Origin of the sequence: Bradyrhizobium sp. 197 (assembly GCF_023073375.1) — a bacterium.
Taxonomy (GTDB): domain Bacteria; phylum Pseudomonadota; class Alphaproteobacteria; order Rhizobiales; family Xanthobacteraceae; genus Bradyrhizobium.
In genome coordinates, this window is record NZ_JADPJJ010000055.1 from 75,285 (window position 1) to 87,673 (window position 12,389).

The following is a 12,389-nucleotide window of genomic DNA, read 5'->3' on the forward strand; positions in this document are numbered from 1 at the left end:
CGGCATGGCAGATCTGAGGGACGCCCGCGTCCTCGTTACCGGCAGCGACGGCTTCATCGGTTCGCATGTCGTCGAGGAGCTGGTGAAAGCCGGTGCCCGCGTCAAGGCGATCGTCTATTACAACTCCTTCAATTCCTGGGGCTGGCTCGACACGATGCCGGCCGACATCATGAATTCGGTGGAGGTCGTGGCCGGCGACATCCGCGATCCGCACTTCATGATCGCGGCCGCGAACGGCTGCACCGACGTGCTGCATCTGGCGGCGTTGATCGCGATCCCGTTCTCCTATGTCGCGCCCGACTCCTATGTCGAAACCAACGTGCGCGGCACCGTGAACGTGCTCCAGGCCGCGCGCATGGCCGGCGTGCGCCGCTTCGTGCAGACCTCGACCAGCGAGGTCTACGGCACGGCGCAGACCGTTCCGATCAAGGAGAGCCATCCGCTGGCCGGACAGTCGCCCTACTCGGCCTCGAAGATCGCCTCCGACCAGATGGCGCTGTCATTCCAAGCCTCGTTCGACATGCCCGTCGTGGTGATCCGTCCGTTCAACACCTTTGGCCCGCGACAGTCGGCGCGCGCGGTGATCCCGACGATCATCAGCCAGATCGCGACTGGCAAGCGGAACATTCGCCTCGGTGCCGTCAGCCCGACGCGCGATTTCTCTTTCGTCACCGACACCGCGCGCGGCCTGATTGCGGGCCTTACGGCGCCTGCGGAGCAAGTCGTCGGCCAGACCATCAATCTCGGCAGCGGTTTCGAGATCTCGGTCGGTGCGACCGCGCAGATGATCGCCGATGTCATGGGGACGACTATCGAAATCGAGACCGACGAGGCGCGTCTGCGTCCCGCCAACAGCGAGGTCGAACGGCTCTGGGCCGACAATTCCAAGGCACGCCAGCAACTCGGCTGGAGCCCTGAATTCGACGGTGTCGACGGCATGCGCCGCGGCATGACCAAGACGATCGACTGGTTCACCAATCCCGCAAACCTCAGCCGCTACAAGGCTGACGTCTACAACGTCTGAGGCAATGGTGGACAGTCCAGTGACCAGGTCAGACTTCGAACCAAAGGCGATCGTCGAGGCCGTACGGCGCGCCGCGGGAACGCCCAACGGAATCCTCGGCCTGCACGAGCCGGTGTTCGCCGGCAACGAGATCGCCTACCTCGAAGAGTGCATCAAGAGCACCTTCGTCTCCTCGGTCGGGCCGTTCGTCGACCGGTTCGAGCGCATGCTGGAGGAGGTCACCGGCGCCACGCGAGCGGTGGCCGTCGTCAACGGCACGGCCGCGCTGCATGCCTGCTTTCACCTCGCCGGCGTCGAGCCCGGCGACGAGGTCATTTCGCCGGCGCTGACCTTCATCGCCACGACGAACGCGATCGCTTATTGCGGCGCGACGCCGCATTTCGTCGACAGTTCGCTCGCCACGCTCGGCATGGATGCGCGCGCACTCGCCACACGACTCGACGAGATCGCCGAGCGGACTGCCAAGGGGACAGTCAATCGCGAGACAGGACGCCGCATCGCCGCGATCACGCCGATGCACACATTCGGGCATCCGGTCGCGCTCGACGAAATTGCCGCGACCGCCCGCGAGTGGGGCATTGCGCTCGTGGAGGACGCCGCAGAATCGCTAGGTTCGACCTACAAGGGCCACGCCGTCGGATCGCAGACGCAGCTCGCGGCGCTGAGCTTCAACGGCAACAAGATCGTCACCACCGGCGGCGGCGGCGCCATCCTCACCAATGACGAGGAACTTGGGCGCCGCGCCAAGCACCTTACCACCACGGCGAAGCTGCCGCACAAATGGGCGTTCGTGCATGACGAGATCGGCTTCAACTATCGCCTGCCCAACCTGAACGCGGCGCTCGGTTGCGCCCAGCTCGAGCAGCTCGACGGCTTCCTGGCGAGCAAGCGTAAGTTGGCTGCGGCCTATCAGCGCGCCTTTGCGGATATTCCCGGCGCCCGCTTCTCGCGCGAGCCGGACGGCACCACGAGCAATTACTGGCTGAATGCGATCCTGCTCGACGAGGCCCATGCGGAGCGGCGCGACGACGTCCTCGCCGCGCTCAACGACGCCGGCTTTGGCGCGCGTCCTGCCTGGACGTTGATGCATAAGCTGCCGATGTTCGCGCAAGGTCCCCGCGGCGATCTCGGCACTGCCGAATCGATTGAGCGCCGCCTGATCAATCTTCCCTCCAGCGCCAGCATCCGGGCCCACGATGAGTAAACCAAGCCGCAAGATCTGCTTCGTCACGGGCAGCCGGGCCGATTTCGGCCTCATCATCTGGCCGATGCGGGCGATCCGCGAAACAGCCGGACTGACGCTTCAGCTCATTGCCACCGGCATGCATCTGTCGCCCGAGTTCGGCTATACCATCGACAACATCCGCGACGAAGGATTCGACGTCGACGAAAGCGTCGAGACGCTGCTCTCGAGCGATTCCGGCGTCGGCGTCGCCAAGTCGGTCGGTCTTGGCGTGATCGGATTTGCCGACGCCTTCGCTCGGCTGAAACCGGACCTCGTGGTCGTCCTCGGCGACCGCTACGAGACCTTTGCGGCCGCCCAGGCGGCGATGTTCATGCGGCTGCCAATGGCGCATCTGTTCGGCGGCGACGTCACCGAAGGTGCCGTCGATGAATCCATCCGTCACGCCATCAGCAAGATGTCGCATCTGCATTTTGCCACCAACGCCGATTCGGCGCGGCGACTGACCCGCCTCGGCGAAGACCCGGCACGCGTCTTCACAGTCGGCTCGCCCGGTATCGATTCGATCAAGCGCCTCAAGCTGATGGATCGCGAGACCCTCGGCCGCGAGGTCGGGATGAAGCTTGGCAAGCGCAATGTGCTAGTCACGTTCCACCCCGTTACGGTCGAGATGGATCGCTCCGTCGGCGCGCTGGACGAATTGTTCGCATCGCTAGCAGCACTCGATCCCGAGTTCAGCCTGTTCTTCACGCTCGCCAATGCCGATGCGGAAGGCCGCGCGCTCAACGAACGCATCAAGGCCTTCGTCGCCGGCCGGCCGAACGCCATCGCGGTCGCCTCCCTCGGTCAGCTTCGCTACATCAGCCTGATGAACCAGGCGGATGTCGTCGTCGGCAACTCATCCAGCGGCATCTATGAAGCGCCGTCGCTCAACGTTCCGACCGTCGACATCGGCGACCGGCAGAAGGGACGCGAACGCGCCGGCTCCGTGTTCCACGCCGCGCCTGATCGCGCATCGATTTCAGCGGCGATCGCCGGTGCGCTCGCGCGCGGGCGGCAGCCGACGATCAGCCCCTACGGCGACGGCGAGACCAGCCGCCGCGTCGCCGACAAGATCGCCGCGATTCCCAGCTTCAACGCGCTGCTGAAGAAGGGCTTTTACGACGGCGAGGCCGGGACATGACGCGCACGCTCATCATCGCCGAAGCCGGCGTCAATCATTCCGGCAGCCTGGAGACCGCTCTCGCCCTCGTCGATGCTGCTGCTGATGCCGGCGCCGATATCGTCAAGTTCCAGACCTTCAACGCCAACTCGCTCGCGGGCCGGAGCGCACGCAAGGCCGACTACCAGCAGCGCACGACAGACGCCGCTGAGAGCCAGCGCGCGATGCTGAAGCGACTCGAATTGCCGCATTCGGCGCATCCGCCGCTGATCGCCCGCGCCAAGGAGCGCGGCATTGAATTCCTGTCGACGCCGTTCGATCATCAATCGCTGAACTACCTGCTCACGCTCGGCCTGCCCCGGATCAAGATCGGTTCGGGCGATTTGACCAACGCGCCGCTGTTGCATGCGATCGCGAGCGCCGACATGCCGCTGATCCTGTCGACCGGCATGGCCACGCTGATCGAGGTCGAGGAGGCGCTCGGCGTGCTCGCGCATGGCTACAGCCGCAGCAATGCGCCGCCTGGCGTTGCCGGCTTCCGTGCCGCATGGCGCGACGGCGAAGCCCGCGCGCGATTGTCCGAGCGCGTCAGCCTGCTTCACTGCACGACCGAATATCCCTGCCCGGCCGAGGACGTGAACCTTGATGCGATGCAGACGATGCGGACCGCCTTCCACCTTCCGGTCGGTTATTCCGATCACACCGACGGCATCGAGATCTCGCTCGCGGCGGTGGCGATAGGCGCCTCGGTCATCGAGAAGCATCTCACCCTCGATCGCAACGCGGAAGGGCCGGATCATGCCGCCTCGCTCGAGCCCGGCGACCTCAAGCGCATGGTCTCCGCCATCCGCCGGATCGAGCAGGCGCGCGGCGACGGCATCAAGGCGCCGAGAAATTCCGAGATCAAGAACATCGACATCGCACGCAAGAGCATCGTGGCCGCGCGCGCGTTGAAGACCGGCGAGGTGCTGCGCCCCGAGGACCTCACCTGCAAGCGGCCAGGCTCCGGCCGGTCGCCGGTCGAATACTGGTCGCTGATTGGCACTACGACCACCCGTCCTTATGACGAGGAAGACCCGCTATGAGGATCGGCTATTTCGGCGACGGCGTCTGGGCACAGCGCGCCCTCGCCCGGCTGATCGACGATGCCCGCTACACCATTGTCTTCGTCGCGGTGCGCGCGGCCAGCCCCGATTCGACGCTTCTCGCGCTTGCGGAAGCCAGGGGTATTCCGGTGCTACGCCCGAAGGCCGTCAACGCGCCGGAGAGCCTTGCCAAGATCGCGGAATTCGCGGCCGAACTTCACGTCTCGATGTCCTACGACCAGATTCTCCGTGAGCCAATTCTGGCGCTGCCGCCGCGCGGCACGCTCAATTGTCATGCCGGTGCGCTGCCGTTCTATCGCGGCCGCAATCCGTTAACCTGGGCGCTAATCAACGGCGAGACCGAATTCGGCATCACGGTTCACTGGGTCGATCTCGGCATCGATACCGGCGACATCGTGCGGCAGATCAAGGTGCCGATCTCCGCGACCGACACCTACGCGACGCTGCTCAAGACCGCCGAGGCGCTTTGCGCCGACACGCTGGTCGAGGCAATCTCCGGCGTCTATGAACGCACTGACAAGCGCATCGTGCAGTCGTCGATTGATCCTGTCGGCCTTTATTGCTGCCGGCGCAGGAAGGGCGACGAGGAGATCGACTGGAGCTCCAACAGCGCCGCGCTCGAACGGTTCGTCCGTGCGCTGGTGCCGCCCGGCCCCGGGGCCCGCACGATCTGGAAAGATAGGTCCTACGCCATCCTTGCGGCCGAGTTGATCCCGGGTGCTAGGTCCTATGTCGGGGTACCCGGCGAGGTGATCGGCAGGGACAACGCCGGCATCCTGGTCAAGACCGGCGACAACCTTATCCGGATCACGCACTGGGCGTCGGTCGGAACCGACGGCGCCCTTTGCACCGCCCTGATCCCGGATGCCGCGCGCGGCAGCCGGCTCGGCCGAAATCTCAAGGCCGAACTGGCAACGGCCGAGGCGAAATTGGCGGTTCTGGAGGCCAAATTGGGCCCTGGCCGCGGGGATTGACGTCCCCGTTCGCACCCGCGATATAGCTGCTTTCTGATCGGGTGAGCGCCGGCACAGGCGCGGCCACCCGCGAGGTCCATCATGAAGTCCTGGCAAAAAGCCCTCGTTGGAACAGAAGCCACGCTGAGCGAAGCCATTGCCGCCATCGAAAGCGGCAGCATCCAGATCGCGCTGGTCCTCGACGACGGCAGGCTCACCGGCATCGTCACTGACGGTGACATAAGACGCGGGTTGTTGCGCGGCATCCCGCTGAGCGGCCGCGCGATCGACGTGATGAACCCGAGCCCGGTGTCGGCTTCCGTCACCCTGCCGCGCGACGAGCGCCTGGGCCTGATGCGGCAGAAATCGATCAAGCAGCTTCCGCTGATCGATGCCAACGGCAAGCTCATCGGCGTCGAAACCTTCGACGAACTGCTCGAGGCGCCGCAATACGAAAATCCCGTGCTGATCATGGCCGGCGGGCTCGGCGAGCGCCTGGGCGTGCTGACGCGCGAGGTACCGAAGCCGATGCTTCACGTCGGCGGCCGGCCGCTGCTCGAAACCATCGTGCGCAATTTCGTGCAGCAAGGCTTCCGCAACATCTTCATATCGGTGAACTATAAAGCCGAGATGATCCAGAATTATTTCGGTGACGGCACCACCTTCGGCGCGACCATCCGCTACATCCACGAAAGCGAGCGTCTCGGCACCGCAGGCGCGCTCGGTCTATTTTCCTCGTCGCCCGATCTGCCCCTGGTCGTGACCAATGGCGACATTCTGACGACCATCAATTATGGCGCGCTGGTCGACTTCCACAATGCGACACCGGCGGAAGCCACGATGGCGGTGCGCGAGCACAAGGTTCATGTTCCCTACGGCGTCGTCACCGCATCGGAAGGATATCTCCAGGTCATCCGGGAAAAGCCGACCGAGAGCTGGTTCGTGAGCGCCGGCATCTACGTGATCGGCCCCAACGTGTTTCAACTCGTCGATCGCGGCATCAAGATCGACATGCCGGCGGTTTTGGAACGTATCGTCGCGAGTGAGGGCCGCGTCGCGGTGTATCCGATCCGGGAGTACTGGCTCGACATCGGCCGGGTCGAGGATTTCGAGCAGGCGCATGCCGAGTTTCATGAGGTCTTCCAGTGAGCCCGACCAGCGCGGTCGTCGTCGGTCTCGGCTCGATCGGAACGCGGCATGCGCGAGTGCTCTGCGAGCTCGGTCTCTCGGTAGCGACCGTCAGCCGGCGCGGCGGCGGAAATCATGGCAGCATTGGCGAAGCGCTTTCGCGTGGGCAAGTCGACTATGTCGTCATCGCTACCGAAACCGCGCGGCATGTCGAGGCGCTGCGCGAACTTGCGGATGCCGCCTTTCGTGGAACGGTTCTGGTGGAAAAGCCGATGCTGGCAAGGCCTGAGCCGCTGCCGACCTTTCCCTTCTCAAAGCTCCTCGTCGCCTACAATCTGCGCTTCCATCCGGTGATGGCTGCGCTCGCCAGGCACCTTGGGGGACGCCCCGCGATCACCGTCTCGGCCTATGTCGGACAGGACATTCGGGATTGGCGACCCGGTCGTGATCATCGCGCCACCGCCTCATCGACGGTAGATGCCGGCGGCGGGGTGCTGCGCGACCTGAGCCACGAGCTCGACTATCTGCTCTGGCTGTTCGGACCGTGGCAACGTGTCGCCGCGCTCGGCGGAGCATCCGGAGCCCGCGATATCGAGGTCGACGATCACCTTGCGCTGCTGATGGAGATGGCGCGAGCGCAGGTCGTGCAGGTTCATCTCGACTATCTCGACCGCGCGGGCCTGCGCCGGATTCGCATCAATTTTTCCGACGAGACGGTCGAAGCCGACCTTGTCGGCGGCAGCCTGTCCATCAATGGCGTCGCCAAGCAGTATGCGAACGAACGCGATGCGAGCTACCGGGCGATGCATCTGGCGGCGCTGAGTGGCAACGGTCCGGTCTGCTCGTTCACCGAAGGCATGGCCGTGATGGATTTGATCGACGCGAGCGAGCGGGCCCTGCATTCGAGGAGCTGGATTTCAGCATGAGCCTGTTCTGTACGATGTGCGCGCGTGGCGGCTCCAAGGGCGTTGCGGGCAAGAACGGCCGCGATCTTCTCGGCAAACCGCTGCTCGCCTGGAGCATCGCGCAGGCACGCGAGACCGGCCTGTTTTCGACCATCGCCTTCAGCAGCGATTCCGATGCGTTGCTGGAGACGGCGATCCGCGCCGGCGCCGATCTGGCCGTCAAGCGTCCCGACGAGATGGCGACCGACGCGGCGCCGAAAATCCCCGCCATCCGTCACTGCTTCGAGCAGGCGATGGCACAGACTGGGCAGACGCCCGACATCTTCGTCGACCTCGACGTGACCTCGCCTCTGCGGCTCGCCTCCGACATCGTCGGCGCCGTGGATTTGTTGCGCACTTCCGGCGCGCCCAGCGTCATCACCGGCGCGCCCGCCCGGCGCTCGCCCTATTTCAACCTGGTCGAGGAGCGCAAGGACGGCACCGTCGGCCTGTCAAAAGTTGCCGATCCGCCGATCGTACGGCGGCAGGACAGCCCGCGTTGCTTCGACATGAACGCGTCGATCTACGTCTGGCGCGTCGCTCGATTCCTCGATGAGCCGGCGGTTTTCTATCCGGATACCCGCCTGTTCGAGATGCCGGAAGAACGTTCGGTCGACATCGACTCCGAGGTCGACTTCACACTGGTCGAGCTCCTGCTCCGTCGACGGCAGGGGCTCCAGGGAACATCCTCATGACGAGCTTCAAGGCGCTGTTCGATCTCACCGGCCGCACTGCCGTCCTCACCGGCGGCTGCGGCATCCTCGGACGTCGCTTCGCAGAGGGCCTCGCCGAGTTCGGCGCCAATGTCGCGATTGTCGATCTCGACCAGGCCGCGACCGATGCGGCTGCGGCCGACGTCACGTCGCGCCATGCCGTCCGCGCCAGGGGTTATGGTTGCGACATCACCCAACCCGATGCGGTGCGCAACACGGCCGCTGCGATCGACGCGGACCTCGGAACAGTCTCGATCCTGCTCAATAACGCCGCCAGCAAGACCCGTGATGTCGATGCCTTCTTCGCACCCGTCGAGCAGTTTTCGCAGGACACCTGGCGGGAGATCATGGCGGTCAATCTCGACGGCATGTTCAACGTCGCGCAGGTGTTCGGAGGCCGAATGGCCGAGCGCGGCTACGGCGCCATCGTGCAGACCGCCTCGATCTATGGCCTGATGGCGCCCGACCAGCGCATCTACGAAGGCTCCGAATATCTCGGGCGCGCCATCAACACGCCGGCGGTCTACACGGCGTCCAAGGCAGGAGTCATCGGACTGACCAAGCATCTGGCGACCTATTGGGCGGCGAAAGGCGTTCGCGTCAATACACTCACCCCGGGAGGGGTGGAGAGCGGGCAAAACGAGACCTTCAAGGCGCGCTACGGCGCCCGCGTTCCGCTCGGCCGCATGGCCCGCGCGGACGAGATGGTGGGCGCGATGCTGTTCCTGGTGTCCGATGCCGCATCCTACGTCACCGGACAGAACATCGCCGTCGACGGCGGGTTGAGCGCCTGGTGATATAATACCGCAATGATCAAGCGCCTGATCCACAACACCCTGATCTCGATCATCGCCTTTGGCGGAGCTGCCGTGCTCGGCCTGGTGGTGATCCCGGTTATCATCCGCACCTGGGGCGTGACCGAGTTCGGTCTGATCGTGCTCGCGCGGCTGCTCCTCCCGACCGGGATGATGGCCGTGTTCGATCTCGGTCTTTCGGAGGTGGCCACTCAGACGGTGGCGCGTGGTCGGGAGCATCGCGATTGGGCTCTGGCTGCCCGGCAGCTCACTTTTCTGAGCGTGGTGTCAATCGTCCTGGCGTTGAGTCTGAGCACCGCGATCTGGTTCGGGGTCCCGTATCTTGCGATCTTGATGAAGGTCGATGCCGCTCACGTTGAGGCGTTCGTCAGCATACTCCGCTTCACTGCGCTCGGAAATCTGATCCTTATTCCAGCCTTGGTGTGGGAAGGGATCATCAAGGGATTCGAACGCTACAATCTTTTGCGGGTGGCGGAGGTTGCTTCGACCGTCGTCTATGTCGGTCTGACGATATTGGCCTCCTGTAGGTCCGTTGGCTTCGAAGTCGTCGCCTATATCTATCTCGCCACGCTTATCGGCCGCGCGCTTGTCGTGCTCCTCGGTGCCGCAATCGCGCTGGGGCGGAAGAACACGCGTTTTTCATCGTGGACGTCCGACATTCGCCGCGACCTCCTGCACCGTTGTATGCTCCTTCTGCAGGGCCGGTTGATCGGCGGCATTTCCGGCCCCCTCCAACCCTTGTTGGTCGGGGTGCTATTCGGCCCAACGGGCGTCGGAACTTACGATGCGCTGGTGCGGCTTTCGCGTGTATCCAGGACCGTGGTCAGCCTGCTGACCTCGGCACTACTTCCGGTGGCGAGCCGCCTCGACGAGCGCGGCAGCTCGACAACGTTTCAAAGGTTGGGTGAACTCGGTCTTATTCTGCTACCCATGTTTACGGTGCCCCTCTTCGCAGCCGCCGCCATCCTGTCGCCTGACATCTTGCGAATTTGGATCGGTCCGCTTCTGACGCCCTACGCCACCTGGATGGGCGTGAGTTTCGTGGCTCCGATCTGTGCCCAATACATTGCGATTGGGAGTTTGATTTTTCTGACGCGCCCGGAGATCCAGGCGCGGCTCAATATGCTCATGGGCCTTCAGCTGCTGATCTGGGCGGTCGTATCTGCCGCAACGCTGCACCTGTTCGCCGAGCGGGCCTTGATTCTGGGCCAAGCCGTGGCCAACGTGTTGGTCCTGCCGCTGCAACTCAGCCAGTTGCGTAGTGCACTTGATCTCAACCTTGAACGCTTTGCAAAAGCGATCGGAACTCAGGCCGCCATCATGGTCGTCGGCGGCATTTTTCTATGGATAATTGCAGGTTACATTCAGTTCGACAGCGTGCTAAGGCTCACCCTCGGTTCCGGGCTGTTCTGCATCATCGTCTGGATCCTTCAATATTTCCTGGTTCTCGAAAAACGCCACCGCACCATCTTTCCTGCCATGGGGCAACTGATGGGACTGGTGCCCAAGAGCAATTGAGCGGACATTCGCCGGATCGATGGAATGAGCACGACGGGCGCAAACAACATCAGCCTGCAACGCTTCGCTAAGGCGTCCCTGGCGGACCGCGCGACGACCTATGCATTAGACGCGGTCAGGAGCATTGGTCGTCTTGTCATGCGACGCGTGAAGCGGACCGCCGATGTCGTTAATTCGGAATATAACCTCCTGATCTGGCAAAGGGTGCTCACGGCCAGGGCGTGGACCAAGACGAACGATCTGAGCGAGTTTCTGATTCCTCCAAATACGGCGCAAGAACTCCGCAAGGTCGACAATCAGATCTGCAGGATTGCGGCTCAAGACTATTATCGATATCGCGCAAAGGCGCTGGGCGAACTGATTGCGCGGCACGCGGACTCGAAGCGGATCGTCGAGCTTGGCACCGGCTACGGCTATAATCTGTTTTCACTCCATCTCGATCATCCGGAGTGGACCTTCAAGGGTTTTGACATCGCCCCGAACGGCATCGCCACCGGCCGCGAGGTCGCCGCGCATTTTGGCCTGTCGGACAAGGTCGCGCTCGATCGGATCGATCTGACGGACGCATCCGATATCAACTTCGCAGCGATCAACGGCGAAGTTGTATTCACCTATTTCTGCATCGAGCAGATCCCCTATGACGTTCGCAAGGTGGTTGACAACATCATTGCCGCCAGGCCGAAGCGCGTCATCAACATTGAACCGACGACCGAGCTTCTCAACCTGACCGACCCGCGGGATATCGTCAGCTTCCTCTATATCCGGTCAGTCGACTACCAGACGCAGCTGTTCTCCACGCTTGACGAGTATGAGCGCCAGGGCCGCATCCGCATTCTGGCGCGGGAACGGATGCCGTTCGCTCCGTCGATCCACAACGATGGGTTTTTGTTTTGCTGGGAGCCAACATGACAACCGTCAACGCGACTACCAATCGCCCTATTCCCAACAAGCGGAAGATCAGCCAGTTCCGGCGCCTGCTGTGGCACTTCAACCGGACTGATCTCGGCTGGGTTACCAAGGCGGCCCTGAGCAGCCTGCAACCGGGCGCTCGCGCCAAACGGATCGGGCTCTTGGAACAGCTTCCCTCGAAGCCGGAATGGAGCGCGGCGAGCCGCAAGCTCGACGAAGACGGCTATGTCGACGTATCCTCGCTGATGGAGCGCAGCCTTGCGGAAGCCGTCGCTGCAGTTTCGGAAAGCAAGGTGAGCCGGCTCAACGAACTCTCCGGCAAGCAGCAGCTCGGACACAAATCGTTCTGGGTTAGCCTCCTGGATGAGGATCTCGTCAACGGTGCGTTCGCGACCGACCATCCCTTTGTGCGTTATGCGCTGCAGCCCGCGGCGCTTCGCATCATCGGCGATTTCATGCATGATTTGCCGCAGCTCTCCGACGTGCTGCTGACCTTGTCACAGCCGACACCAAACCAGACCCTGAGCTATTCCCAGCTCTGGCATCTCGATCACGACGACAAGCGCGTCTGCAAGCTCTTCATCTATCTGACCGACGTCCGCGACACCGCCGATGGTCCGTTCACCTTCATTCCGGCAGGCCCCTCAAAGCCGTTCCGCAACACGCTGAAGAGCCACATGAGCGATCAACAGGTGTTCGCCAAGACCGGGCCCGATGCGGTGAAGGAGATCGTTGCGCCGCGGCTGTCGTCGTTCATCGTCAATACGGCCCGCTGCCTGCATATGGGCAGCCGGATTCAGTCCGATCACAACCGCCTGCTCTATACCGCAACCTATATTCAGCAGCCGCGCATCTACCCCGAACCGGCTCCGCGCTTCCGGGCAGCCGGGTCGCTCACAGATATCGATCGCGCCGTGATGCGCCTCTGAGTCGG

The 12,389-nt window shown here is 63.4% G+C and carries 12 protein-coding genes; all 12 read left to right on the forward strand.

Annotation, left to right across the window (positions count from 1 at the left end; genetic code table 11):
• The first annotated feature begins 4 nt into the window (after window positions 1-4).
• Window positions 5-1,024: an NAD-dependent 4,6-dehydratase LegB gene (locus IVB27_RS11735; protein ID WP_247443692.1), complete on the forward strand. Its 1,020-nt coding sequence runs from the start codon at window positions 5-7 to the stop codon at window positions 1,022-1,024.
• Between the two features lie 19 nt (window positions 1,025-1,043).
• Window positions 1,044-2,228, forward strand: a complete 1,185-nt coding sequence (locus IVB27_RS11740) for a LegC family aminotransferase (protein ID WP_247443694.1) — start codon at window positions 1,044-1,046, stop codon at window positions 2,226-2,228.
• Window positions 2,221-3,390: a UDP-N-acetylglucosamine 2-epimerase gene (gene neuC, locus IVB27_RS11745; RefSeq protein ID WP_247443696.1), complete on the forward strand. Its 1,170-nt coding sequence runs from the start codon at window positions 2,221-2,223 to the stop codon at window positions 3,388-3,390. The genes IVB27_RS11740 and neuC overlap by 8 nt, the downstream gene beginning before the upstream one ends.
• Window positions 3,387-4,454, forward strand: a complete 1,068-nt coding sequence (gene neuB, locus IVB27_RS11750; protein ID WP_247443697.1) for an N-acetylneuraminate synthase — start codon at window positions 3,387-3,389, stop codon at window positions 4,452-4,454. The genes neuC and neuB overlap by 4 nt, the downstream gene beginning before the upstream one ends.
• Entirely contained in the window at window positions 4,451-5,449 is a 999-nt protein-coding gene (locus tag IVB27_RS11755) for a methionyl-tRNA formyltransferase (RefSeq protein ID WP_247443699.1), read from the forward strand. Before neuB ends, IVB27_RS11755 begins: the two co-directional genes overlap by 4 nt.
• Before the next feature lie 81 nt (window positions 5,450-5,530).
• Window positions 5,531-6,577 (forward strand): nucleotidyltransferase family protein, encoded by a 1,047-nt coding sequence (locus IVB27_RS11760; protein ID WP_247443701.1) that lies wholly within the window; start codon window positions 5,531-5,533, stop codon window positions 6,575-6,577.
• Window positions 6,574-7,482: a Gfo/Idh/MocA family protein gene (locus IVB27_RS11765; RefSeq protein ID WP_247443703.1), complete on the forward strand. Its 909-nt coding sequence runs from the start codon at window positions 6,574-6,576 to the stop codon at window positions 7,480-7,482. Before IVB27_RS11760 ends, IVB27_RS11765 begins: the two co-directional genes overlap by 4 nt.
• Window positions 7,479-8,195, forward strand: coding sequence for an acylneuraminate cytidylyltransferase family protein (locus tag IVB27_RS11770; RefSeq protein ID WP_247443704.1), 717 nt, complete (start codon window positions 7,479-7,481; stop codon window positions 8,193-8,195). Before IVB27_RS11765 ends, IVB27_RS11770 begins: the two co-directional genes overlap by 4 nt.
• Window positions 8,192-9,010: an SDR family oxidoreductase gene (locus IVB27_RS11775; protein ID WP_247443707.1), complete on the forward strand. Its 819-nt coding sequence runs from the start codon at window positions 8,192-8,194 to the stop codon at window positions 9,008-9,010. Before IVB27_RS11770 ends, IVB27_RS11775 begins: the two co-directional genes overlap by 4 nt.
• 12 nt (window positions 9,011-9,022) lie before the next feature.
• Window positions 9,023-10,546: an oligosaccharide flippase family protein gene (locus IVB27_RS11780; RefSeq protein ID WP_247443709.1), complete on the forward strand. Its 1,524-nt coding sequence runs from the start codon at window positions 9,023-9,025 to the stop codon at window positions 10,544-10,546.
• 24 nt (window positions 10,547-10,570) lie between these two features.
• Entirely contained in the window at window positions 10,571-11,455 is an 885-nt protein-coding gene (locus IVB27_RS11785; RefSeq protein WP_247443710.1) for a class I SAM-dependent methyltransferase, read from the forward strand.
• The gene (locus tag IVB27_RS11790; protein WP_247443712.1) at window positions 11,452-12,384 is read left to right on the forward strand and encodes a hypothetical protein; all 933 of its coding nucleotides are present in this window, start codon (window positions 11,452-11,454) and stop codon (window positions 12,382-12,384) included. The genes IVB27_RS11785 and IVB27_RS11790 overlap by 4 nt, the downstream gene beginning before the upstream one ends.
• The last annotated feature ends 5 nt before the right edge of the window (window positions 12,385-12,389 follow it).

What these genes read in the sequence shown, in the direction of transcription:
- IVB27_RS11785 (WP_247443710.1), top strand. Translation starts at nt 10,571, where the DNA reads ATGAGCACGACGGGCGCAAACAACATCAGCCTGCAACGCTTCGCTAAG.
- IVB27_RS11735 (WP_247443692.1), top strand. Translation starts at nt 5, where the DNA reads ATGGCAGATCTGAGGGACGCCCGCGTCCTCGTTACCGGCAGCGACGGC.
- neuB (WP_247443697.1), top strand. Translation starts at nt 3,387, where the DNA reads ATGACGCGCACGCTCATCATCGCCGAAGCCGGCGTCAATCATTCCGGC.
- IVB27_RS11760 (WP_247443701.1), top strand. Translation starts at nt 5,531, where the DNA reads ATGAAGTCCTGGCAAAAAGCCCTCGTTGGAACAGAAGCCACGCTGAGC.
- IVB27_RS11775 (WP_247443707.1), top strand. Translation starts at nt 8,192, where the DNA reads ATGACGAGCTTCAAGGCGCTGTTCGATCTCACCGGCCGCACTGCCGTC.
- IVB27_RS11790 (WP_247443712.1), top strand. Translation starts at nt 11,452, where the DNA reads ATGACAACCGTCAACGCGACTACCAATCGCCCTATTCCCAACAAGCGG.
- IVB27_RS11780 (WP_247443709.1), top strand. Translation starts at nt 9,023, where the DNA reads ATGATCAAGCGCCTGATCCACAACACCCTGATCTCGATCATCGCCTTT.
- IVB27_RS11770 (WP_247443704.1), top strand. Translation starts at nt 7,479, where the DNA reads ATGAGCCTGTTCTGTACGATGTGCGCGCGTGGCGGCTCCAAGGGCGTT.
- IVB27_RS11755 (WP_247443699.1), top strand. Translation starts at nt 4,451, where the DNA reads ATGAGGATCGGCTATTTCGGCGACGGCGTCTGGGCACAGCGCGCCCTC.
- neuC (WP_247443696.1), top strand. Translation starts at nt 2,221, where the DNA reads ATGAGTAAACCAAGCCGCAAGATCTGCTTCGTCACGGGCAGCCGGGCC.